This window comes from Thermococcus thermotolerans, assembly GCF_024707485.1.
GTDB lineage: Archaea > Methanobacteriota_B > Thermococci > Thermococcales > Thermococcaceae > Thermococcus > Thermococcus thermotolerans.
In genome coordinates this window covers 502,058-525,210 of the sequence record NZ_CP102602.1, presented here as the reverse complement: position 1 = coordinate 525,210, position 23,153 = coordinate 502,058, and the positions used below count along the sequence as shown (strand labels likewise).

The 23,153-nt window shown below is 54.4% G+C and carries 23 protein-coding genes; 15 read left to right on the top strand and 8 right to left on the bottom strand.

Going from position 1 to position 23,153, the window contains the following annotated elements; translation table 11 throughout:
* The first annotated feature begins 21 nt into the window (after positions 1–21).
* Genes NUS69_RS03035 through NUS69_RS03025 form a run of 3 tightly spaced genes read left to right on the top strand, consistent with a single transcriptional unit; the run spans position 22 to position 3,287 of the window.
* A complete protein-coding gene (locus NUS69_RS03035) occupies positions 22–552 on the top strand; it encodes a GNAT family N-acetyltransferase (protein WP_258084375.1) in 531 nt (176 codons plus the stop codon).
* Between the two features lie 58 nt (positions 553–610).
* Positions 611–1,897, top strand: coding sequence for a tRNA(Ile2) 2-agmatinylcytidine synthetase TiaS (gene tiaS / locus NUS69_RS03030; RefSeq protein WP_258084374.1), 1,287 nt, complete (start codon positions 611–613; stop codon positions 1,895–1,897).
* 37 nt (positions 1,898–1,934) lie between these two features.
* Positions 1,935–3,287 carry an ATP-binding protein gene (locus NUS69_RS03025; RefSeq protein ID WP_258084373.1) on the top strand — a complete coding sequence of 451 codons (1,353 nt, stop codon included), beginning with the start codon at positions 1,935–1,937 and terminating at the stop codon, positions 3,285–3,287.
* Positions 3,288–3,342: 55 nt separating this feature from the next.
* On the opposite strand, the gene NUS69_RS03020 is transcribed toward NUS69_RS03025, so the two are convergent.
* Both NUS69_RS03020 and NUS69_RS03015 read right to left on the bottom strand, forming a co-directional pair.
* Complete coding sequence (locus NUS69_RS03020) at positions 3,343–4,353, bottom strand: deoxyhypusine synthase (RefSeq protein ID WP_258084372.1); 1,011 nt, start codon at positions 4,351–4,353, stop codon at positions 3,343–3,345.
* A 35-nt stretch (positions 4,354–4,388) separates the two neighbouring features.
* On the bottom strand, positions 4,389–5,435 hold the full coding sequence (locus NUS69_RS03015; RefSeq protein WP_258084371.1) for an FAD-dependent oxidoreductase: 1,047 nt from the start codon (positions 5,433–5,435) through the stop codon (positions 4,389–4,391).
* Between the two features lie 170 nt (positions 5,436–5,605).
* Here NUS69_RS03015 and NUS69_RS03010 point away from each other — a divergent pair, with 170 nt between their 5' ends.
* From NUS69_RS03010 to hepT, 6 genes are read left to right on the top strand one after another with little or no spacing between them, the layout of a single operon-like run.
* Positions 5,606–6,412 (top strand): SDR family oxidoreductase, encoded by an 807-nt coding sequence (locus NUS69_RS03010; protein WP_258084370.1) that lies wholly within the window; start codon positions 5,606–5,608, stop codon positions 6,410–6,412.
* Between the two features lie 23 nt (positions 6,413–6,435).
* Entirely contained in the window at positions 6,436–7,068 is a 633-nt protein-coding gene (locus tag NUS69_RS03005) for an isochorismatase family protein (protein ID WP_258084369.1), read from the top strand.
* The gene (locus tag NUS69_RS03000) at positions 7,050–7,874 is read left to right on the top strand and encodes an NAD(P)/FAD-dependent oxidoreductase (protein WP_258084368.1); all 825 of its coding nucleotides are present in this window, start codon (positions 7,050–7,052) and stop codon (positions 7,872–7,874) included. The genes NUS69_RS03005 and NUS69_RS03000 overlap by 19 nt, the downstream gene beginning before the upstream one ends.
* Positions 7,858–8,805 carry a radical SAM protein gene (locus NUS69_RS02995; RefSeq protein ID WP_258084367.1) on the top strand — a complete coding sequence of 316 codons (948 nt, stop codon included), beginning with the start codon at positions 7,858–7,860 and terminating at the stop codon, positions 8,803–8,805. The genes NUS69_RS03000 and NUS69_RS02995 overlap by 17 nt, the downstream gene beginning before the upstream one ends.
* A 44-nt stretch (positions 8,806–8,849) precedes the next feature.
* Complete coding sequence (locus tag NUS69_RS02990) at positions 8,850–9,263, top strand: nucleotidyltransferase domain-containing protein (protein ID WP_258084366.1); 414 nt, start codon at positions 8,850–8,852, stop codon at positions 9,261–9,263.
* On the top strand, positions 9,232–9,633 hold the full coding sequence (gene hepT, locus NUS69_RS02985; protein WP_258084365.1) for a type VII toxin-antitoxin system HepT family RNase toxin: 402 nt from the start codon (positions 9,232–9,234) through the stop codon (positions 9,631–9,633). The genes NUS69_RS02990 and hepT overlap by 32 nt, the downstream gene beginning before the upstream one ends.
* Here the strand turns inward: hepT and NUS69_RS02980 are convergent.
* From NUS69_RS02980 to thsB, 3 genes are all read right to left on the bottom strand, one after another.
* A complete protein-coding gene (locus tag NUS69_RS02980; RefSeq protein ID WP_258084364.1) occupies positions 9,627–10,769 on the bottom strand; it encodes an amidohydrolase in 1,143 nt (380 codons plus the stop codon). The genes hepT and NUS69_RS02980 overlap by 7 nt on opposite strands.
* Before the next feature lie 141 nt (positions 10,770–10,910).
* On the bottom strand, positions 10,911–11,783 hold the full coding sequence (locus NUS69_RS02975; RefSeq protein ID WP_258084363.1) for a zinc metalloprotease HtpX: 873 nt from the start codon (positions 11,781–11,783) through the stop codon (positions 10,911–10,913).
* A gap of 80 nt (positions 11,784–11,863) precedes the next feature.
* Entirely contained in the window at positions 11,864–13,519 is a 1,656-nt protein-coding gene (gene thsB, locus NUS69_RS02970; protein ID WP_258084362.1) for a thermosome subunit beta, read from the bottom strand.
* A gap of 167 nt (positions 13,520–13,686) precedes the next feature.
* On the opposite strand from thsB, the gene NUS69_RS02965 reads away from it, so the two are divergent.
* Complete coding sequence (locus NUS69_RS02965) at positions 13,687–14,007, top strand: hypothetical protein (protein ID WP_407704649.1); 321 nt, start codon at positions 13,687–13,689, stop codon at positions 14,005–14,007.
* 4 nt (positions 14,008–14,011) lie between these two features.
* A complete protein-coding gene (locus NUS69_RS02960; RefSeq protein WP_258084361.1) occupies positions 14,012–14,680 on the top strand; it encodes a Kae1-associated kinase Bud32 in 669 nt (222 codons plus the stop codon).
* Positions 14,681–14,756: 76 nt separating this feature from the next.
* Here the strand turns inward: NUS69_RS02960 and NUS69_RS02955 are convergent, their stop codons facing one another.
* Positions 14,757–16,487 carry a P-loop NTPase family protein gene (locus tag NUS69_RS02955; protein WP_258084360.1) on the bottom strand — a complete coding sequence of 577 codons (1,731 nt, stop codon included), beginning with the start codon at positions 16,485–16,487 and terminating at the stop codon, positions 14,757–14,759.
* Between the two features lie 106 nt (positions 16,488–16,593).
* Here NUS69_RS02955 and NUS69_RS02950 point away from each other — a divergent pair, with 106 nt between their 5' ends.
* Positions 16,594–17,103, top strand: coding sequence for a hypothetical protein (locus NUS69_RS02950; protein ID WP_258084359.1), 510 nt, complete (start codon positions 16,594–16,596; stop codon positions 17,101–17,103).
* Here NUS69_RS02950 and moaC read toward each other — a convergent pair.
* The gene (gene moaC / locus NUS69_RS02945) at positions 17,088–17,570 is read right to left on the bottom strand and encodes a cyclic pyranopterin monophosphate synthase MoaC (RefSeq protein WP_258084358.1); all 483 of its coding nucleotides are present in this window, start codon (positions 17,568–17,570) and stop codon (positions 17,088–17,090) included. The two genes, NUS69_RS02950 and moaC, sit on opposite strands and share 16 nt — an antisense overlap.
* 96 nt (positions 17,571–17,666) lie before the next feature.
* Here moaC and NUS69_RS02940 point away from each other — a divergent pair, with 96 nt between their 5' ends.
* Genes NUS69_RS02940 through NUS69_RS02930 form a run of 3 tightly spaced genes read left to right on the top strand, consistent with a single transcriptional unit; the run spans position 17,667 to position 21,642 of the window.
* Positions 17,667–18,596: an ABC transporter ATP-binding protein gene (locus NUS69_RS02940; RefSeq protein WP_258084357.1), complete on the top strand. Its 930-nt coding sequence runs from the start codon at positions 17,667–17,669 to the stop codon at positions 18,594–18,596.
* Entirely contained in the window at positions 18,593–20,719 is a 2,127-nt protein-coding gene (locus NUS69_RS02935) for a COG1470 family protein (protein WP_258084356.1), read from the top strand. Before NUS69_RS02940 ends, NUS69_RS02935 begins: the two co-directional genes overlap by 4 nt.
* Positions 20,716–21,642 (top strand): ABC transporter permease, encoded by a 927-nt coding sequence (locus NUS69_RS02930; protein ID WP_258084355.1) that lies wholly within the window; start codon positions 20,716–20,718, stop codon positions 21,640–21,642. The genes NUS69_RS02935 and NUS69_RS02930 overlap by 4 nt, the downstream gene beginning before the upstream one ends.
* A gap of 42 nt (positions 21,643–21,684) precedes the next feature.
* On the opposite strand, the gene NUS69_RS02925 is transcribed toward NUS69_RS02930, so the two are convergent.
* On the bottom strand, positions 21,685–23,124 hold the full coding sequence (locus tag NUS69_RS02925; protein ID WP_258084354.1) for an RtcB family protein: 1,440 nt from the start codon (positions 23,122–23,124) through the stop codon (positions 21,685–21,687).
* Positions 23,125–23,153: the final 29 nt, after the last annotated feature.

Below are 23,153 nucleotides of genomic sequence, written 5' to 3'. Positions count from 1 at the left end.
TAATAAAGTTAAGGTGTTTACATGAGGCCGATAATCCTCAAGGGCAACCTCGTTTCCCTCGGCGTGCTTCTCAGGGAGGATTTGAAGCACGTCTGGGTCTGGTACAACGACAGGGAAGTTAGAAGGTATCTGTCGTATCCAGAGGAAGTGTTCTTCTACGAGGACGAGCTTGAATGGTACGAGGCTCTGAGACGGGAGAAGAAGCACGAAAAGGTCTTTGCAATTATAGAAAACTCCTCGCGTTCCCCCGTTGGACTTATCGGGCTTCACAAGATAGACCACCACAACGGCAGGGCAGAGCTCGGCTACTTCTTAGCCCGGGAGTACTGGGGCCACGGCTACGCCAGCGAGGCGGTAAAGCTCGCCCTTGAATACGCCTTCGAATGGCTAAACCTCCGGAAGGTTTACGCACACGTCTTCGAAACCAACGTGCCCTCCATACGGGTCCTGGAGAAGAACGGTTTCAGATTGGCAGGCCGCTGGAGGAAGCACCAGTACGTCCCGGGGGAGGGCTTCGTTGACGTGCTCTGCTATGAGAGGTTCAGGGAATAGCGGGCCACCTTGACAGGTCTCCGGTTGATTTTTAAACCCCCCTCCTTTTCTCTCAACGATGAGGCTTCACATCGGAATCGACGACACTGACTCACCCAACGGTATGTGCACGACCTACCTCGGCGCGCTCCTCTACCGCGAGCTGTCACGGATAGCGGAGCCCATCGACCTCCCCCGCTTGATTAGGCTCAACCCAAACATTCCCTACAAAACCCGCGGCAACGGAGCGGTCGCGATGATCTTCAAGGTCGAGGAGGAGTTTATTCTGGAAATCAAAAACACGGTTCTCTTTTACGTGAACCAGCTGGCAGATTTCACCCACGAAAATACTAATCCCGGCGTTGTCTTCCTCGAAGGTGATATTCCAGAAGAACTCCGTGAGTTCTCGTTGAGGGCTTTGAGGGAGCACGTTACGATCGAGGAGGCAGAAAGGGTCGCGAGGGAAGTTGGGGCAGAGGTCTTCAAGTTCAAGCTCGGCAGGGGAATAATCGGCGCGCTCGCTTCAATTGGCTACCCGCTCGAAAGCTTCACCTACGAGCTGTTGGCCTACCGGGAGCCCAAAAACTGGGGGACGCTGAGGAGGGTAAACTCCGAGAGCGTCTTTCTGGCCGATCGCTGGAGCTATCCCTTCACCTACGACAACGTTGACCCCTACAAGAGGAGTGTCCTCATAACACCCCACGGCAAGGACCCCGTTCTGGTTGGCATCAGGGGAATTGACAGGGGAAGGGTCATCCAGACCTTCGAGAGGGTCGAGTTCGGAGAGCCGGTGGCGTTTTACCAGCTCTACAAGACGAACCAGAACACGGACGACCACCTTACATACAAAAAAATCGGCGAGCTGAGGCTCTACGACAGCGCCGTTGTTAGGGGCAGAGTGGCTGGGCCTTACTGGGAGCGCGGAAGGCACGTCTTCTTCGAGCTGGAGGATGAGACCGGGAAAATTAGGGTGGCAGCCTTCGAGCCGACGAAGAAGTTCCGGAACTGGGTCAGGAAGCTCCTGCCAGGGGACGAGATTATCGCCGCTGGAGGCGTTAAGGAGCACGACGGCGTTCTGACGCTCAACCTTGAGAAGTTCTACCCGGTAAAGCTCGTCCCGAAAATCGAATACCAGAAGCCAAAGTGTCCCCGCTGTGGAGGGACGATGAAGAGCAAGGGGGATTATTTGAAGTGCAAGCGCTGTGGCCATAAGATGCCGAAGAAGCTCATTCCGGTTGAAGTCCCGCGCGAGCTGGAGAGGAAAATCTACGAGGTTCCGCCCGATGCGAGGAAGCACCTGTCGAGGCCCCTCGTCCTGCCGGGCGGGGAGGAAAAGATTCTTGAACCCACCAATCAAAAGGTTTAATAATGATAATCGCAATTATCATAATGGTGATTATCATATGGATCATTTTGTGGACAGGAGAGAAGAGCTTAAAGCATTGAGGGAAAGGCTCTCAAGCGATAATTTTGAGTTAATCGTCATCTACGGAAGGAGACGTGTTGGAAAGACTCGTCTTGTCATCGAAGCCGTGAAAGATGTTCCTCACGTCTACTATCTGGCCGTCGAAGGGGATAACCTTAGGCACTTCCAAGAAGTTGCTAAAAGAGTTTTTCCAGAGGTTAGATACGCCCGGAGAGACTGGGAGGCACTTCTACACGCTCTCAGGGGAAAGATCATCGTCATTGACGAATTTCCCAACCTCATAAAGGAGAAGCCGGGTGTTCTGAGCATCTTCCAGAGGGCGATTGACACAGACCTTTCGGATTCAAACACGAAGCTAATTCTCCTTGGCTCTTCAGTGAGCATAATGACCGAGAAGGTTCTCAGCTACAAGAGTCCTCTCTATGGCAGGAGAACAGGCTCATTGAAGCTCAAGCCCTTGAAATTTCTCCATCTAAGGGAGTTCTTCCCCGGTATCCCCTGGGATGAACTCGTAGAGATCTACGGCATGACCGATGGAATTCCGTTCTACATAACGCAGGTGAAGTTGCCCTTCTGGGAGTGGCTTGATAGAGAGCTGAAAAACCCTGTAAGCTTTTTCCGCGATGAGGTTGATTTTCTGCTGAGGTATGAGTTTACGGAGACAAGAACATACCGGAGAATCCTTGAGGCGATATCCCTTAGCAAAACGACGCCAAAGGAGATAAGGGACTTCATCGGCATGAGACACTCGGACGTAACACCCTACCTCAGAAACTTAATCGAGACTGGGCTTGTTATGAAGGAAGTCCCAATAACTGAAAAGCCGAACTCAAAGAGGGGCCGCTACTACGTGGCCGACAACTTCCTCGCTTTCTGGTTCCGTTTCATCTACCCCAACCTCTCAGCCATTGAGGAGGGTCTCTTTGACGTTGAGGAGATTAAGAGGGATTACAGCCGCTACCTTGGCCCAGTGTTTGAAAAAGTCGCCAAACAGTTTCTAATCGAGTTGAACAGAGCTGAAAAGCTCCCCTTCCGCTTAGCAAAGGTTGGAAGATGGTGGCGTAAGGGCGAGAAGATTGACTTAGTGGCGCTGAATGAAAGGGAGAGAAAAGCTTTGTTCGTCGAGGTGAAGTGGAAGGAGCTGAGCGAGAGGGAGGCGAGGAGAATTTTGAAGGATTTGGAGAGAAAGGCGGAGCTTGTGGGTTTGGAAAAATGGGAGTACTACTATGGAATCGTGGCGAAGAGCGTGGAAGGAAAAGAAGAGTTGAAAGCTGAAGGTTGGCTAGTGTGGGATTTGAGGGACTTCGAAAGATTAGTAATTGAAGAGTGAGGCTTTTGCAATACAACTGCAAAGAGATTAAAAAGTTCGCATTGAGGGTGCAAACCTACCCCTTCATCACCTTCCACACCAGCAGAGGGAAGACGAGCGTCGCATCGGCCCATATCTCTACGTAGTCGGCCTTGGCCCTTATCTTGCCCCAGCTGACACCTTCACTCGGCGGCGCGCCGCTCAGTGAGCCGTCCCAGGGGATGGCAGTGGTGATGTATATCGCGTAGTCCGTTCCTCCTCTGAAGAGGTTGGCGTTTATTATCGCGTGCTTGGGTAGAGAGCCTCCGAGAATTATCGAGGCGGTTTCCTTGGCGGTAACAGCTAGATTGTTGAGCCTCACAATGTCGTTGGCGATGTCTATGATAAGCTCCCTGTCCCCACGCTCTTCCTTGAAGAAGTAGAGCATGTCGCCTATCGAGCCGTCGGTAATGGCCGGACAGAATATCGGGACGTTCCTCTTGTAGGCCCAGTAAATCACGCTCTTCTCCTTCTCCTTTCCGAGCTTTTCGTCCATGTAGCGGCCCATCTCGTAGATAAATTCGCTCGCCGTCAGTGGCTTCCCGCGCTCCTTTTCCACCTCAAGGACCCGCTCGAAGAAGGGAATCATGTACTTCTCGAACTCGATGTAGCGGTCATTGGGCACGAAGATGTTGCCTATTCTGTTTATGCCCTTCTCTCTCATCTCCGCGTCGTTGACGTGCCAGTCGCCGAGGATGAAAGGTTTCAAAGCCTTTATGAAGTCCTCTTCGATTCCGCCGGCGGTGGTCACTATGACGTCAACCTTTCCCTCCTTCACGAGCCACGCGATTATCTCGCGCAGGCCGGAGGAGATTATGTTGGAGGTGTAGCCGAGGAAGACCCTGACCTCTTCGCCGCTGGCGCGCTTTTCCTCCACCCTTCTCCAGATCTCGATGGCCCTTCCGAGGTGCGTTGCCTGAAAGCCTATGCGCTCGTAATAATCCAAAACCTCCTCAAGACTCGGAACATCATCCAGCCAGGGCCCCTCTACAGGGAGCCCCTCAACCTCTTCGCTCTCCTTTAAGACTATTTCCTTCGGCTCGGTCATGATAGTGGGTTCAGGGGAGGGCGTATAAACTTTGCTCAACACTTACCGCTGAGGACCTCCGCTATGAGCCTGCCGGTCATGGCAACGGGAAAGACCCTGCGCGGTGCCTTCCTCAAGAGCCACTCCTCTATCCTCTCAGCCGCGGCCCTTCCCTCCCTTATGGCGGTGCCTATGTTCCTTGGGGTTATGACGTCACCGGCGAAGAATATCCCCGCCTCCTCCAGCACCCTTTCGCTGGCGCAGACGATCTCCTTTATTGGGCTCGTGGGCAGCTGGCCGATGGCATAGACAACGGCGTCCGCGTCAAGGACAAAGCGCTCGTCCGTCGTCACGACGTTTCCCCCGATTATCTTTGTTTTAGCGAACTCAACACCTTCCACTTTCCCCTTTCCAAGTATCCTGACGGGGGTTGCGTACTCTACGAACCCAACGCCCTCCGCTATGAGCTTCCTTATCTCGGCTCTGGCATAGCTCTGCTCAAGGGAGCGACGGTAGACCATGGTTATTTTTTCCGCACCCAGAAGACGGCCCTCGATAGCAACGTCAACTGCCGTGTAGCCCGCCCCGACAATCACAACTCTCCTTCCTTCAAGGTCAGGGACGTGCTCCCAGGAGTGGTAACCTATCCTCGCCATTTTTACCGTGTGGAGCAGGCTGAGAGCATCATAAACTCCGGGGAGCTCAACACCAGGAACCTTCAGTTTCCTCGGACGCCAGGCGCCGGTGGCTATCAGAAGGGCATCGAACTCGCTTAGAAGCTTTTCAAGAGAAACGAAATGTTCGGCCCATTCGTCACCAAACTCTCTTGGGGAATCATAAACCACCTTAGTCCTGAAGTGGAAGCGGACGCTAAGCCGCTCAAGGGCCCTAACGCCCTCTCTGACGGCCCTTATTGGGATCCTGGACTCGGGAATTGCAAAGGCCACCATCCCACCTCCTTCTGGCATTTTGTCGTAGACATGGGCGTCGTAACCCCTGCATGCAAGGTATCCTGCGGCGCTGAGTCCGGCGGGCCCCGCTCCTATGACGGCCACTCTAAACGGCTTCGGTTCGTGCGCCTCCCTGCATGTGTAGAACCTCACGCCATCACCCCCAAAATTTTTCAAGAAATCTGTTTAAAACCGAAGGTTTTGCACTTTAATTTGTTTTCTCCGGAAGTGCTGACGGCGAGACAAATTAGGTTATCCTAATTCGGGTAATCTTCGTCAGAATGACAGCCAACGTTTATTAATCCCCGGACAAAGAAACGATCATGAGTGTTGAGATAGACCTCAAGGGCTTGGGTGTGATAATCACGGCTTCATCACGTGGAATAGGGTTCAACGTGGCGCGGGAACTGTTGAAGAGGAACGCGAGAGTCGTTATAAGCTCGCGGAGCGAAGAGAACCTGAAGAAGGCGCTGGATGAGCTTTCGAGCTACGGCGAAGTTTATTCCATTAGGGCCAACCTTTTTGACCAGCACGAACTGGAGAACCTAGTTAAAGAGAGCTGGGAGCTTTTGAACGGGGTTAACGCCCTCGTCTGGAACGCCCCCAACGTATCCTGCGAGCCGTGTCTGCTCCACGAGGCAGATTACATCGACTGGATTGAGGCTTCGGCCCTGCATACAGTCGCCCCAGGCTACCTGACGACCCTCCTCGTTCAGACGTGGCTTGAAAAGAAACATCGGGGTGTTCTCGTTTACCTCAACTCGGTCTCGATAAAGGAGCCAATGCCGCCGCTGGTTCTGGCGGATGTTACGAGGGCCGGCCTCGTTCAGCTTGCCAAAAGCGTTTCGAGAACCTACGGGAAGAGGGGAATAAGGGCATACTCCGTCCTTCTCGGCAGCTTTGATACGCCAGGCGCGAGGGAGAACCTTAGGGCAGTCGCCGAGTCGAGGGGAGAACCCTTTGAGGAGACCTGGGAGCGGGAAGTGCTGGGCAGAACGCCCCTCCACAGGACTGGCAGATGGGACGAGCTCGGATCCCTCGTAGCTTTTCTCCTGAGCGATGAGGCAGAGTACATGCTCGGCTCGACGGTGGTCATAGACGGCGCAATGACGAGGGGGATAAGCCTTTAAACGGATTTTTCCTTCTTCTCCCCATGAAGGAAGACTACTTCACCGAGGACTTTATCTTGGAGATGAAGGAGCGGTACTTCAGGGGGAGAAAGTGGGAGAAGATACGGCCCTTCAAGAGGGTCGCCGTTCTCGCGATAGACCTTCAGGCATATTTCCTCACACCCGAGAGCAGGGCGTTCCTGCCCTCCGCGCCGCGCTTCGTTCCGAGGCTGGTAGAGTTTTACAGAGCGGTGGAGAAGCTTGGCGTTCCGATAATTTTCATCCGCCATTTCCATCGGGGCGACATAATGACCCGCTGGTGGGATGGCAATATGCCAAGAGACGACCCACTGAACGAACTTCTTGAAGAGTTCAAGCCCTTTGCCAGAACCGTCATTGAGAAGAGAACCTACGACGCCTTTCATGGCACTGACCTCGAGGAGAGACTCAGAAAGCTCGGCGTTGAGACGGTAGTCATCACCGGCGTCATGACCCACCTCTGCTGTGAGACGACCGCCCGGGAGGCCTTCGTGAGGGGCTTCAACGTCGTCTTCCCCGTCGATGGGACGCTGACACAAAACAGGCTCTTCCACGAGGCTACGCTCAGAAACCTCTCCCACGGCTTCGCGGTCACGCCGCTCCTCTTGGAGGTGTTGGAATGGCTCTCGTCGGAATAATCGGGGCTGGAATCGGCGGCATAGCGACGGCTGTCCAGCTGGCACGCTACGGCATTGAAAGCGTAATCTTCGAGCGCGACCGAATAGGTGGGCTGATAAGGAACGCCTACTCCGTCGAGAACACGATGTTCTTCCCGGACGGAATAAAGGGCGAGAAAGTCGTCGAAATCCTTGAGGAGTACGTGAGGAGGTATGACCTGAAAATCATTTATGAAGAAGTTAAGGCCGTGAAAAAGGCCGGTGGGTCCTTTGAAGTCGAAACCGCGAGCGGGGTTCACCGCTTCAAGTACCTCGTGGTTGCGACGGGGACGAGGCCGAAGAAGCTTCCATTCAAGGGGATAATCTACCACGTCGCTGAAGTCCCGAGGCGGCACTACGGAAGGGTTCTCATAATTGGTGGCGGCGATGTGGCCTTTGACTACGCTTTAACGATGAGTGAGACCAGCGACGATGTGATAATCCTTATGAGGAGCGAGCCAAAGGCTCTGCCGTACCTTCAGGAACTGGTGAAGAGCCGGCCAAACATCAAGACGCTGATGGGGCAGGTGTGGGGAATAAAGTCCATAAACGGGAAGGGAAAGCTTTTAGCCAAGACCAGCGCTGGCGATTTTGAGGTTGACCTGATCCTTGGGGCCATCGGCAGGGTGCCGAACATCGAACTTGTGGAGGGCATTAAGGACGATAACCTCTTCCTAGTCGGGGACGTTAAGAACGGAATTTACAGACAAACAGCTCTGGCCATAGCCGATGGAATCAAAACCGCCATGGTGATATGGAGGAGGGAGAGATATGGAGATACTGAGTGAGGTTGGCGACCCCAACGTTGCGGTCGTTTACATCGGGAAAACTTCCAGGGGCAACATCGTCGAGTTCGTCGAATCGATCCCGACCTACAACCCGGCCGAGAAATGGGTGCTCATCGTCTCATCACTCAACGGCTGTCCCATCGGCTGTAAGATGTGCGACGCGGGCTTCTTCTACAAGGGAAGGCTGAGCCTTGATGAACTGATGGAGCAGATAGAGTATCCGGTTCAGAAGCGCTGGAACGGGAAGCCGAAAACCCGAAAGTTCAAGGTGCAGTTCGCGCGCATGGGCGAGCCGAGCTTCAACATGGCCGTTATAGAGGTGATGCGGCTTTTGGGCGAGCGCTACGAGAACTTCCATCCCTCGCTCTCAACGATAGCTCCGATAGGAACCGATAAGTTCTTTGAAAAGCTCCTCGAACTCAAGAAGGAGACCTTCCCGACCAACTTCCAGCTCCAGTTCTCAATACACTCGACCAGCCCGGAGCAGAGGGACGAGATAATCCCGGTCAGGAAGTGGGACTTCGAGAGGATAGCCGAGTACGGAAAGGCCTTCTACGACGAGGGCGGCAAGAAGATTACGCTCAACTTCGCCTTGGCGAGGGAAAACGAGGCCGATGCAAGTGTTATAGCCGAGTATTTCCCGAAGGAGTACTTCCTCATCAAGATAACGCCGCTCAACCCGACGGTGAGCGTGCTAAAGAATAAGCTCACCAACGACGTGGACCTTGAGACTGGCCTTCCGATGAAGCACAGGAAGTTCGTCGATGACCTCAGAAGGCTCGGCTACGATGTCATCATATCCGTCGGCGACACGAGAGAGAATCTCATCGGCTCGAACTGTGGCCAGTACATCCTCCGCTTCCTCAAGGAGAGGCCGGAGCTTAGAGAAGCTTACACCTTCGCGAGGGGGTTTGAGTTTAGGGTGAGCTGACGAAAGGCTTATCTTTTCCTCATCCCAACCTCTCTGGTGGTTCAATGAAACTCATGGCACAGCTCCGCAGGGACTTCCAAGAGTTCAAAGACTCGTGCATGGGGATTCTCCTCTACGGGTCCCACGCTAAGGGAGAGGCCACAAACAGAAGCGACGTTGACGTCTGCCTCGTTAAGCCAAAGCCCGGCGTATGCCGTGAAGTCCTCAAAAAGCTCGGTGGAAAATACGATGTTAAGGTCTTTGAGGAGCTCCCACTTTACGTTCAGATTGAGGTAATCAAAAATCACAAGGTTATATACGGCGACGAGCTTGAGCTCTCCGAGTACTTCTACCGCTTCCGGAAGCTGTGGAGGGACATGGAGCACAGGATAAGGGAGAACCAGTTTGAGAGCGTGAGGGAAAAGATAAGACTCAGGAGGCGTGCCCGTGAGAAGGCAGAGGTACTTAGAGAAGCTTGAGCGGTTTGAGGAGGAGTATGAGTTTATAACGAGCCATGAGATGAAGGACGATGTTACTCAGAGGGCCCTCTTCTACTCCCTCCAGCTCTGCGTGGATATCGCAATGGACATTACTGCAATGCTCGTTAAGGACTTGGGCATGACCGTTGAAGACGATTATACAAACATCGAGCGGCTTAGAAAAGCAAAAGTTATCTCCGAAAATGAAGCCGGACTTTTGAGGGCGTACAACGGACTTAGAAATGCCATTGTTCATAAGTATGACAGACTTAACCTCGATGCTGTGAGGGAGGGTCTTGGTAGAATTGATGAGCTATACGAGATTGTTATAAAGCTCGTGGAAAAGTATGAAAAGCTGGAAGGTCAGTGATCTGCCTCATGAATAAGCTCTCCCTCCGCGAAGACGTGCGTCGGGTAGTTCTCCATGTGGAATGGATCTCCGTTCCAGACAACCAGCGAGGCCCACTTGCCCTTCTCTATGCTCCCGAGCCTGTCGTCAACGCCTAAAATTTTCGCGTTGTTGTAAGTGATGACCTTTATCGCCTCTTCCTTGCTCATGCCGAGCCTTATGAAGTGCCTGAGCTGGAGGTAGAGGTTCGCCTGGAGCGTGACCGGATGGTCGCTCATGAGGCCGAAGAGCGGTTTGACCTCGAGTAAATACCTCGCGTTCTTCCAGTCCTCGTGCTTGAGTTCGACCTTGTAAGGCAGGCTGTCGAAGGGACCGTAGATTACCGGAACGCCTTCAGCCTTAATCTTCTCGAAGGTCTCCCTGCTGTGGACGTCGCCGGCGTGCTCGATGGTTATCTTGAGCCCGAACTTCCGCTTTATCATGAGCAGGGCCGCTATGTCGTCTTCCTTGTGGACGTGGACGCGGAGCGGGACCTCGCCCTTGAGGACTGGTATGAGTGCCTCAACGGTAGGTTCGACCTCCTCCGGATCCTTCTTGCCCTTCTCAAGGAGCGCTATGGTGTTCCTGGTCTTTATGAGCCAGCTGAGGAGTATCCCTATTGCACCCATCCTCGTGCTCGGCCTCGTCCCCTTCCACTCTTTGGTGGAACGCGGGTTGTAGCCGAAGGCCGCTTTAACTCCCGCATACTGGATGAAGGCATCTTCTATGTCCCTGCCGTAGTTCCTTATGAAGACCGCCTTTCCTCCTATGATGTTTCCGCTTCCCGGGAGGACGGACGAGTACAGGACGCCGAACTCTATCGAGTGCTTGAAGGCCTTGTCGTCCATGTAGATTGAATAGAGAGCATCCACGAGCGGTAGAACTGCGTCCATCTGTTCGTTTGCTTCGCCCTCCTGATAAGGCTCTCCGTAGCGCTCCATTCCTATGTGGCTGTGGCCGTCTATGAAGGCGGGTGTAACAACGCCCTCGGCTATAACTTCGGCTTCCTTCGGCTTTTCCTTCGTTACATCAACTATGTTCCTATCAAAAACGACGTACACATCCCTGAGAACGTTCCCCAGACCGTCGTAGAGAATGGTGGCTTTAACAGCCTTCATGGTTGTCACCACTTAAGAGTCCGCCCGAACGCTTAAATGCCTGTCGATGAGGTAATTGCAGAATTGAATAATCATATAATCCCATAACTCTGCAATGTCCCCCCATCGGCAAAGGCAAGATAAAACCAGAAGGAAAGGGCCTCAGAAGTAGATGCCCATCTCCTCGGCGATCTTCCTGAGCCTCTCTATCCTTGTCTCCGTCGGTGGGTGGGTGGAGAACAGGTTCGCTATGCTGGCGCCCCTGAACGGGTTGACGATGAACATGTGGGCCGTTGCAGGATTGCCGTTGCGCATTGGCCTGTACCTGACGGCTCCCTCTATCTTCATCAGCGCGCTCGCCAGGGCATGGGGCTTGCCGCTTATCTTTGCTCCACCCTCGTCGGCGAGGAACTCCCTAGAGCGGCTCACCGCGGCCTGTATCAGCATCGCCGCTATTGGAGCCAGAACCGCTATGAGGATCGCGGCGAGGATGTTGCCGGCGTCGTCCTCGTCTCTGCCGAAGCCACCGAAGATGGCTATCCACCTTGCCCAGTAGGCGAGCTGGATTATGGCCCCGGCCATGGCTGCCGCGAACGTTCCGATGAGCATGTCGCGGTTCTTTATGTGAGTCAGCTCGTGGCCTATGACGCCCTCAAGCTCATCCCTGTCAAGAAGCTTGAGAAGCCCGGTCGTGACTGCAACAACGGCATGCTCCGGGTCTCTTCCCGTGGCGAAGGCGTTTGGCGTCTCGCTCGGGATTATTGCAACCCTCGGCATCGGCAGTCCGGCGTTTTCGGCGAGCTTTCTGACTATGGCATAGAGCTCCGGTGCCTCGAACTCGTCAACTATCCTCGCGCGGTACCATCCCAGCACGATTTTATCGCTGTACCAGTAGGTTATGAAGTTGAATACCATGGAGAACAGGAACATTATGAAGGCTATCCTGGGTCCGCCAAAGACGTAGCCGATAGCCATTAGCAGACCCGTCAGCATGGCCATCAGCAGGCCTGTTCTCAGCCACATTAGCAGTCCCATTTTTCCACCCCCTAGGGGTTAAAATAACGATTTGGTATTAAAATATTTTGGTATCCAAATGAAAGGGTAGAAAAGGGGCATCACATGCCCATGTCCATGCCGCCCATCCCACCCATGCCGCCGGGCATGCCGCCGCCCTGGCTGCCCTCGGGCTTGCTTATCTTGGCGGCGATGACGTCGTCGATCCTGAGGATCATTATCGCAGCCTCGCTGGCGCTCTTGATGGCCTGCTTCTTGACGCGGAGAGGCTCGATGATGCCCTTGGCGAGCATGTCGGCCGGTTCGCCGGCAAAGACGTCGATGCCTATGGCCCTGCCCCTGTTCTTGTGCTCGCTGATAACCTTGACGAGCATCTCTACGGTGTCGAGACCGGCGTTCTCCGCGAGGGTCTTCGGGATTATCTTGAGGGCCTCGGCGAAGTTCTCTATAGCGAGGGCCTCCTTGCCGCCGACCTGCTTGGCGTACTCGTCGAGCTTGATGCTGAGCTCTATCTCGCCGGCACCACCGGCCGGGAGAACGTAGCCGTCCTCCATGACGTCCTTGACGACCTTGATGGCGTCTTCCAGAGCGCGCTCAACCTCGTCGATGACGTGCTCGGTACCACCCCTGATGAGTATGGTGACGGCCTTCGGGTTCTTGCAGCCCTCAACGAAGATCATGCTCTCGCCAGCGATCTTGCGCTCCTCGACGATGTCGGCGTGACCGAGGTCTTCGCTGGTGAGGTCCTTGACGTTGGTAACGACCTTTGCGCCGGTGGCCTTGGCGAGCTTCTCCATGTCGCTCTTCTTGACGCGCCTGACTGCGAGGATGCCGTACTTGGCCAGGTAGTGCTGGGCGAGGTCGTCAATGCCCTTCTGGACAAAGAGGACGTTCGCACCGGTGGCGGCGATCTTGTCCACCATGTCCCTTATCATCTGCTCCTCCTGCTCGAGGAAGCTCATGAGCTGGTCGGGACTGGTGATGTTTATCTTGGCGTCGGTCTCGGTCTTTTTGACCTCCAATGCCTCGTTTATGAGCGCTATCTTAGCACCCTCGATCCTGGGGGGCATCCTCGGGTGGACGCGCTCCTTATCGATGACGACACCCTTTATCAGCTCGCTCTCCTCGACGCTCTCACCGGCCTTCTTCTCGATCTTGATGTTGTCGATGTCGACGGTGTATCTGCCGTCCTTCTTCTCGGCGACCTGCTTGACGGCCTCAACGGCAAGCCTTGCGAAGAGCTCCTTGTGGCTCTCGGCGTTCTTGCCGGTGATTGAGGTCATAGCTATCTTCATGAGGGTCTCCTCGTCGTCAGGGGTGACCTCTATGGCGATCTCCTGAAGTATTTCCTGAGCTTTCTCGGCTGCCATCGTGTAACCCTTAACGATGATGCTCGGGTGGATGTTCTGGTCGAGGAGCTCTTCAGCCTTCCTGAGAAGCTCGCCAGCAATAACAACCGCCGTAGTGGTTCCATCACCGGCCTCCTTGTCCTGGGTCTTGGCAACCTCAACCATCATCTTGGCAGCAGGGTGCTGAAGGTCTATCCTGTCGAGAATGGTGGCTCCATCGTTGGTGACAACGACGTCGCCAAGGCTGTCGACGAGCATTTTATCCATACCCTTCGGGCCGAGGGTGGTCCTGACGGTCTCGGCTATGATCCTCGCGGCGAGAATGTTAAGCCTCTGCGCGTCCCTACCAACGTACCTCTGGGTTCCCTCAGGCAGAATAACAACCGGCTGTCCGCTAAGCTGTGCCATTTGACATTCCTCCTATCAGATTCCTTTTTGCAGAAACGCTTCGTCAGCGTTCTATAAAAAGTTTTGGGTCAAAAATTTCAAGAAATATGGAGATCTTTGAACAAATGACAGAAACCAAGGTTGCAACTGGGGGAAAGGGCTAAAACCTTCAGCGGCGATAGGTCAGTGTGGGAGCAATGAAGGCGGGGATATATTCCATAGACCCGGAAAAAGCTTTGGATATTTTTGATACCATAGCGCGCTATGGCATCGTGGGGGTAGACGTTGAGAACGCGGCCTCTATATTTGACAACATGCTTGATTCCAACGCGGAGAAACTCCACTATGCCCGAAGGATCCTTGACAGCGGAAAGATTGATAGGGCCGTTTTAGTCCTCCGAGAAGACGGAGGCGTGTTCATTATCAAGGTGGAAAATGTCGTGGATATACGGATCACCATCCGAGATGCTCTAAGGCTGATTAAGGACTTTTCACTTAACCAGGGGTGATTCCATGGAGCTGATAAAACAGGGAGCCGAGGCGAAGATCTACCTGGCGGACTTTGAGGAGTTCTTCGGCGTTGACCTCCTGCCCGGGGAGAAAGTTGTGATAAAGCACCGGATTCCGAAACGCTACCGCATAAAGGAGATAGACACAAAGCTGAGAAAAGAAAGAACCGTCAGGGAGGCCAGGGTTCTTCATCGGGCGAAGAAGTTCGGTGTGAACTGCCCCTACGTCTACGAGGTCGATATGAGGGAGATGAAGATAGCCATGGAGTTTATAGACGGCGAACGCCTGAAGGAGCTTTTGGAGAGACTGCCGATGGAGGAAAGGCTTAGGCTGTGCAGGGAGATTGGGAGACAGATTGGAAGGCTCCATGAGGCAGGCATAGTACACGGCGATCTAACGACTTCCAACATGATACTCAGAGACGGGAAGGTTTACCTGATAGACTTTGGCTTGGCGGACTTCGACTCAACGCTCGAAGCGAGGGGCGTTGACCTGCACCTCCTTAAAAGAGCAATGGAGAGCACCCACTACACCTGGTTCGAAAGGGGCTTTGAGGCTGTTCTGGGGGGCTATGCCGAGATTCGCGGTGAAGGGGCTAGGGAAGAAATCGAGGTAAAAATCGAGGAGATAGAAAGCCGCGGTAGGTACAGGGAGCGGAGCTGGGTGGGGTAGTCCATTTATAAACCCCGTTCTCACACGAGGACGATATGCATGCATTCCGTCACCGTGCAAGGACAAAAATGCAGGACTACTCCTGCCTGAATGCCAGGAGAACCCTCTTGAATATCTCCCTCTCCTTCCCGCGCTTCTTTCGCGCGAGTCTTTCAACGATGAGCTCAGGCGTGCTCCTGCCGAGCTTTCCAAAGACCGGTTGCCTGTCCACTACGAGGTTGAGCTTCTCGTCCAGACCTTTCGCCTCTATCCCGTCCACCCTCGCAAAGGGGAGCTCCTTCATAAGGTCCTCTCCTAAGTGTGACACTATGACAACGTAGAAGCCCTTTTCATGGGCTATCTTCAAAAGTTCGCCGATTATCTTGACGGCTGCGCCGGGCTCGGTTATGGCCTCGAACTCGTCTATGAGGATGAGCTTTCTGCCCTCCCCGCGAAGGGCCCTGACAAAGGAGCGCAGGGCCGTCTCAAAGGCACCAGCACCGTAGGTGCTCCTCTTCCTCCTGAAGAAGAAGAGCTCATCGAGGGGCTCGACCCAGGCCTTCTCGGCCGGAACAGGGAACCCCATATGAGCGAGAATTGTTATCTGCGTCATCAGTTCCAAGAGGCTGGTCTTCCCACCGCTGTTGGCCCCGGTGAGGATGACCACGCTCTCGCCGCGAACGTTCTCAGAGCCTTGGGCTACGAAGTCCTCTGGTCTCTTTCCAACAACGTAGCTGACCGGCTGGGGATTTTCTATGAAGAGATGCCTCCCGCTGACGAACGCTATTCCGCCCTCCCAGAGCTCCGGGAAGGAAAACCCCTCAGTGAAGTCTTTTACCGCCAGCAGGAAGTCAAGCTCATGGACACGGCCGAGTTCTTCCTTGAGCCTGGGGAGAAGGGGCATTATCCCCTCAAGCACCTCCCTACTCCTGAGGTACAGCTCGACCTTAAGTTCTCTTTCGAGTTCCTCACGGAGCATCTCCACCCTTTCGGGAGGAACGGTGACCGGGTACAGCTCTTCCCGGGAGAAGAGCTCAACGGTGATGCCAAGTTTTTCGCTCAGCTCGTTCTCGGCCTCGTTTATTAGGTTCAGGATCTCCCCTTCAATCTCGCCGAAGTGCCTGAATATAGCCTCGTAGTTGCCGGCCCTGAGCTCTCCGAGGAAGTCCAGCAGCTCCTTCCCGCTCAGGGTGAGACTGAACTTCTCAAGTTTCTCGGCTATTTCCTCGTTGAGCTCACGTTCTTTCTCCGCGACCAGCTCCTCAAGGCCGTCGAGGAGCTTCCGCTTTTCCATGACCTCCCCAAGTCTGCCCAGCCCGCTGAGTATATCCGGGGCAACGCTTCCTTCCCCTGTTAGCTCGCCAATTTTGGCCAGGGCCTCAAGCGTTTCTCTGTTCTCCCACAGGGGCATTATGTAGAGCTCCGGGGCTATCTGGGGTGGGGTAAGTTCAACATCTATGCCGTAGCCGAGCGTGCTCAGGACAATTGGATACCCCTCCGCATCTTCGAGGGCTGTGGAAACCTCGCAGAGGCCGAGGTTTTGGGCCCTTTCGAGCTCACTTTCGTCAACTATGAGGATCCTGTCGTGGAGGTAATCGCGCCGGAACTTTATCGGCTTGACTTTGGCCACCTGCTCCCTCAGCTCGGGTCGGGTTTTTGGGAGGTTTTCACGGAAGTAATCCTGTCTGCGGAGGATTTCCTCGCGGTCTGGGGTGGGTTCAAATCCCTCAAGAAATGTCGAACTTCCAGGGAGAACTAACCGCTTCTTTATTTCCTCCCGGATTGAGCGGTATATCGCTTTAGCCTCGGGGTTCAGCTTGAGCGCCATCGCTAAGGGAATGTCCAAAGGGCTAAAAAAGTTACCTGAAGCCCAGAAACGGCAAATTTTATAAACTCGTGAAGTAACATCTAAACAATGCCTTCGGGTGAGGTAGATGATAGTTGAGAGGCTCCTGAAGCCCAGCTACCGCATCAGAATCCTCAACATGAACAAATTTAAGCCCGAGGACGTAGTCGAGGCGCTCCGGAGGAAAGGTGCCCACGTCTCGGAATTTCAGAGGGACATCGATATTGAACTCGCCATAGAGTCGTTCATAGCCTCAAGCTACGGCCCATACGTTTATGTCCTGAAGTTCCCAAAGGGTAAACTGTTTCTCGCGAGGCATACTAACCGGATATCAGAGGATAACTGGCCAAACGCTACGAAGTACATGGCCCGCGATGAGAACGGACTCAAGCGTTTTCTCCTAAGGGAGGTTTCAAGAAAGTCAATGATCATAATAGAGGCACCTCCAGTAATCATCTGGGCAGCCGTGTGGTGGCTCGTCTGGAGCTACTTCGAGGAATACCCTCTCGGAACATTCCTGCTGTTCTTCCTTGGGTTTCTCCTGAACGACCTTGCCAAGGCCTTCGAGTACTTTGTCCTCGGCTACTGCAGGGAGTGATCTTTCCCCTTTACCTTCTCGACCACGTGAATGCCCTCGATCCTCGTGAACGGGTACTGGCCGTTCTCGTCCTTCTCAACGGCCTTGACCATGTCCCATATCGTCAGCAGGGCGACGCTCACGCCTGTTAGGGCCTCCATCTCGACGCCGGTCTTGTAGTACGCGCGAACCTCACATGTCGCCTCTATGTAGTCCTCTCCAAACTCGAAGGTGATGTCAACGCCCGTGAGGGGTATCGGATGGCAGAGCGGAATTAGCTCTGGCGTTCTCTTGACGGCCAGGATACCCGCTATCTGGGCGGTGGCTATTACGTTGCCCTTCTTTGTCTTTCCGGACTTTATCAGCTCTATAGTTTCCGGCCTGAGCCTTATCCTGCCCTTTGCCACGGCCTTTCTGAAGACTTCCCCTTTGTGACCAACTTCGACCATTTTAACGCCCCTTTCATCAACGTGCGTGAGTTCTTTCATGCGTCTCCCCCAGCGTTTATTGACCTCCGCCTTTAAAACTCTGTCCGTAATCCTTTTAAGTTACGGTTTCCTTACCATCGGCAGGGGTGGTAACTCATGCCATCGCCGGCCATACTCATAGAAAATCTCACCAAGTCGTATGGAACTCTGAAGGCCGTTAACTCCCTGAATCTGGAGGTAAAAGAAGGGGAGGTCTTCGGATTCCTCGGACCGAACGGTGCCGGGAAAACAACGACTATTCTGAGCATGCTGAACCTCGTCATACCAGATAGTGGAAGGGTCGAGATACTCGGTATGGATATATCCAAGGAACCCGTGAAGATAAAGGAGCGAATCGGCTACCTTCCAGAAAACGCCACGGTGTACGGTGAGCTGACGGCCTGGAAGAACCTTGAGTTCTTCGCCAACTTTTACAGGATGTCAAACGCTGAAAAGGAAAAGCGGATAACCAAGCTCCTGAAGATGGTCGGCCTCTGGGAAGTCCGCTACAGAAAGGCCAAAACCTTCTCCAAGGGCATGAAGCAGAGACTCCTCATAGCCCAGACCTTCATAAACGACCCCGAACTGCTCATCCTTGATGAGCCTACGAGCAGCCTCGATCCCGAGGGTGCCCACCTCGTTAAGAGGCTGATAAGGGAAGCCCGCTCAGAGGGAAGGACCGTCTTTTTCTCTTCCCACGTGCTCAGCGAGGTTGAAGAACTCAGCGACAGGGTTGGAATCATCGTGAGGGGAAACCTCAAGGCAGTGGGGACCGTAGGCGAGATAAAGAGACAGTTCATGGAGCTTGAGGGCTACGAGATAAAGGTGGAGACCAAGGAGCCCCTGCCGGCTATCGAGCACCCAGAGATAACGAGGATCGAGCTGGTCGAACCAAACCGGGCCATAATATTTGCCCGCACCGACATCAGGGAAGAGCTGTCAAAATACCTCTCTGAAAAGGGACTCACAATTCTGGGCCTTGATATCGAGGAGCCCAGCCTCGAAGACGTTTTCCTCAAAACCGTTTACGGGAGGGATGGGAAATGAGGAAGCTTTTAGGAATTCTCCTTTCTTTGGTTCTTCTTTCGTCTCTCGTCGTTGCCCAGCCGTATGTGACGGTGTTTGAGGGCAGAATCACCGCAGGGCAGAGCCTTGTGGTAGGCAACTACACGGTAACCGTTGTCCAAGCGGCCGATGGAAGCTACTATCTAATGCTGAAGAACGGGAGCAGAATCCTGGAGCTGAAGCCATTCGCCTTTGGAACGGAGATAGAGAGGGACGGCCTCAAAATTCTCCTCGGGAGCTACACTTCACAGGGCAGTTTTGTGGTCGTGTCCGTAAAGCCGGATTTCATCACCTCTATCAAGCCAGAAGTTGGTGCGAAGGCCATCTTTAACGGCAACGTCGTCGAGGTAACGGCCGTTGGTAATAAGACTGTCGATGTTTCGATTAACGGCGTTGCAAGAACGCTTGAGACAAACGGAAGCGCTGTGGTTGACCTGATAGCCCTTGAGTACGACGGAAAGGAGATAAAGGTATACGCCGCGAAACCCGCCTCGGAAACGGTCAGCATGGAATACTCGGTGTTCTACCCCTATGGGAAGATAAGGGTCTCCGGGCCGGTTGATATTCCGATAACGATAACGAGCTCCTCCAACGAAGAGATGGGCCTCAACCTTACGGTCACCTCAATTCCCGAGGGCTGGAAGGCGAGCTTCCTGTACAACGGAATTGAGGTAGAGGAGGTAACGCTCCCACCGATGGGCTCGGTCACGGTTACCCTCCACGTCGAGGCAACGGGGAGCGGAACGGTCAAGTTCTTGGTTGGGAACTTTCCCGGAAGTGTTGAGATAGAGGCTACGGGAGTCGAGGTCTCCATCCCATACCTTGCACTCGATGTTGAGGCCGGCCAGGTTCTCACGATCCCCATAACGTTCAGTGGGAGCGGAAAGGTCGAGTTTAGGCCGGTTAACCTCCCTACGGGCTGGAAGATGTACCTGACCGACGGCCAGTACAGGCTGAGGGGCTTTACCGTTTCCGGAAGACTCGACGCAGACCTCATCATCGAAGTGCCCAGAAATGCCACCCTCGGGGACCACAGGTTGAGCTTTGAAGTAAACGGAAAGAAATACGGTTTGACGCTCCACATATACAAGACTTACCTCGGACAGCCGGCAAAGCTGACCGTGGTTCTGAGCGATGAGAGCGGAAATCCCCTGAAGGGATGGGTGAGCATAGGGGGGAAGAATGTTACGACCTCTTCGACCGGTGCTGCAACATTGGAACTTCCTGCGGGCAAGTACAAACTTGCCGCCGGCGCTCCCGGGGCGATTCCCAAGGAAGAGACCATCGAGCTTGGAGATGGGGAGGAGAAGCGCCTCCAGGTGGCCTTAACCAGGGCTCCGTATTACTTTGAGGTGGAGCTTCAAAATGATGTCCTGACCGTCCAGCCAGGGCAGAGCACCAGCACGGAGGTAAAGGTGACAAATCTGGGCTCAAACGAGGATGAGTACAGGGTGACCCTGGAGGGACTTGAGCCCGGATGGAGCTACGTGGTCAGCAGTGACCCAAAGGGCTTAACTCCGGTTGGAACCCTCACGGCTGGCCCCGGTGGGAGCACCGGGGTTTACCTAGTCGTGATTCCTCCCTTCAACGCCCCCGCAGGGAAGGTCAATGCCAGACTTATAATCAGGGGTAGCGGGATGGAGGTAGAAAAGTCGCTGACGTTTATTGTGGAGAACCCAGCGTTCCTCAATCTCAACCCGGACAGCCCAAGTCTTGCGGTAAAAGCAGGAGGCTCAACGGCCACCAGTATATGGGTTGACGCCTCGGGAACAGTTACCAATATCAAGTTCTCGGTTCAAGCTCCAGAAGGCTGGGACGTCAAAGTTGTCCCGGATACGATCCCAAGAATTGGTGTGATGGAGCAGGGAAACGTCCAGGTGTATCCCGGCCCCACCACCGTTGAGCTGAGGATCAGGGTTCCTAAATCAGCCCCTGCCGGAACATACACCATAACCGTAACCGCTACGGGCGACCAGGGCAAGGCTGAGACTGTAATAACCGTTAGGGTGACCCAGAGCTCGGGCAGCGCCTATCTCGGAATTCTGCTCCTCGTGATAGCCTTCGGCATCGTGATATGGCTGATGAGGAGGGTCGGGAGGAGATGAACCCGGCATGGAATATAGCACTCAAAGAGCTTTACACGGCAGTGAAGAGCAGGAGGTTCGTGGTTATCATGGTGTTCTACCTTCTCATTTTTGGCCTTGCGGTTTACGGCATCAAGGACTATTTGATCCGCATGGGGACGCCTAGGGTGGAAAGCAACGAGCTTTTCCTGTGGGGATCGGTCAGCGAGGTCTACATGACGCCACTTGCCGCACTCTTCATGATAAACATGATGATAATCACTATCATAGGCGCTGTTCTGGGGGCCGCCCTTGGCGCAGATGCGATAAACAGGGAGGTGGAAACGGGGACAGCCAAGGTTCTCCTGGGGCATCCTGTTTACCGGGACGAGGTTATCAACGGCAAGTTCCTCGGCATGGGACTGCTGATAGTCCTCACGAACCTCGTTGTTTACGTCGCCATAGTGGCGGTGATGCTGATACTGGGAATTCCACTGGACGGAGATTCACTTTCCAGGGGTTTTCTGGCGATAGTCGCCACGATACTCTACACCCTGACGTTCCTCTCAATTGGTGTGCTCTTCTCAACCCTCTTCAAAAAGCCCGAGACATCGATGCTTGCCGCCGTCGGTCTGGCCATATTTCTTACCGTCTTCTACGGCATAGTGGTTGGCATAGCCGCCCCAAGGCTTGCCGGCCCAGAGCCGCCGTGGGGGACAAGTGCCCATGAGGTCTGGCAGGAAACGGTAAATACATGGATGGCAAGGCTGCACTTCCTCAACCCGGCACACCACTACGTCCAACTCGTCCAGTACATCTTCAGTGGGGACAGATTCCTCAACTACTACATCCCGGTGAGCGACTCATTCACCTACGGCTTTAACAACCTGGCCATGCTTCTCGTGATGCTGTTCCTCCCCTTCGCGATAGCCTACGTTAGGTTCATGACCAGCGACATCAGCTGACGACTCTTTTTCTTTTTATGGAAAAGATAGAAGAGAGCAAAATCATCCCTTGGCAACGCCCATCGGGCGCATCCTCGCCACAAGGTTCGCTATTCCTGCCTGGTGGACGACGTTGACGACGTTGTCAACGCTCTTGTAGGCACCGGGTGCCTCTTCAGCGACGACCCTGAGCGATGCCGCGCGGATGTAGATTCCCTGCCTTGCCAGCTCGTTCTTAAGCCTGTCTCCGCGGTACTGCCTGGTGGCGGCCTTCCTGCTGAGCAGTCTTCCGGCACCGTGGCAGGTCGAACCAAACGTTTCTCTCATCGAGCCCTCAGCACCAGCAAGAACGTAGCTCGCGGTTCCCATCGAACCTGGAATCAGAACCGGCTGTCCGACATCGCGATAAGCTTTTGGAACGTCCGGGTGGCCAGCTGGAAACGCCCTCGTGGCTCCCTTCCTGTGGACGACGACCTTGACCTTTCTGCCGTCAACGACGTGCTCCTCGACCTTCGCTATGTTGTGAGCGACGTCGTAAACGATGTGCATCTCCATGTCCTCGGCCTTCCTATTGAAGACTTCCTCAAAGCTCTCCCTGACCCAGTGGGTTATCATCTGTCTGTTGGCCCAAGCGAAGTTGGCAGCGGCCTTCATCGCGCTAAAATACCTCTGTCCCTCCTCCGTCTGGAACGGGACGCTGACCAGCTCGCGGTCGGGCCAGGGCACACCGTACTTCCTGTTGGCCTTCTCCATTATCCTGAGGTAGTCGCTCGCCACCTGATGGCCCAAACCGCGCGAACCTGTGTGAACCATCACAACGACCTGTCCCTCGAAGAGGCCATACGCTTTAGCTATCTTCTCGTCGAAGACCTTGTCGACGACCTGAACCTCAAGGAAGTGGTTTCCGGAGCCGAGGGAACCGAGCTGTGGCGCTCCCCTCTGCTTCGCCTTCTGGCTGACGGCGTTGGGATTGGCGCCTTCCATCCTTCCGCCTTCCTCAAGGTGCTCAAGGTCTTCCTTCCAGCCGTAGCCGTTGTCGACGGCCCACTTGGCGCCATCAGCTAATACATCGTCGAGCTGGGTCCAGTGGAGCCTAACGCGTCCCTTGCTTCCAAGACCGCTCGGAACGTTCCTGAAGAGGGTGTCAACAAGCTCCTTTATCTTCGGTCTCACTTCCTTCTCGGTGAGGTTCGTACGGATAAGGCGGACGCCGCAGTTGATGTCGTAGCCGACTCCTCCGGGACTTATGACACCCTCCTTCACGTCAAAGGCCGCAACCCCACCGATCGGAAAGCCGTAACCCTGGTGGCCGTCGGGCATGACGATGGAGTACTTGTAGATGCCCGGAAGCATCGCAACGTTCGCCGCCTGCTCAAGGGTTCTGTCTCCCCTCATCTTCTCTATCAGCTGGTCGTCAGCGTAAACCCTGCCTGGAACGCGCATTCTCCTGTCGTACTTCGGTATCTCCCAGCGTATTTTATCTATCCTCTTCAGCGGCACCATCCTCCCACCTCCGTTTTAGATTACCCTAA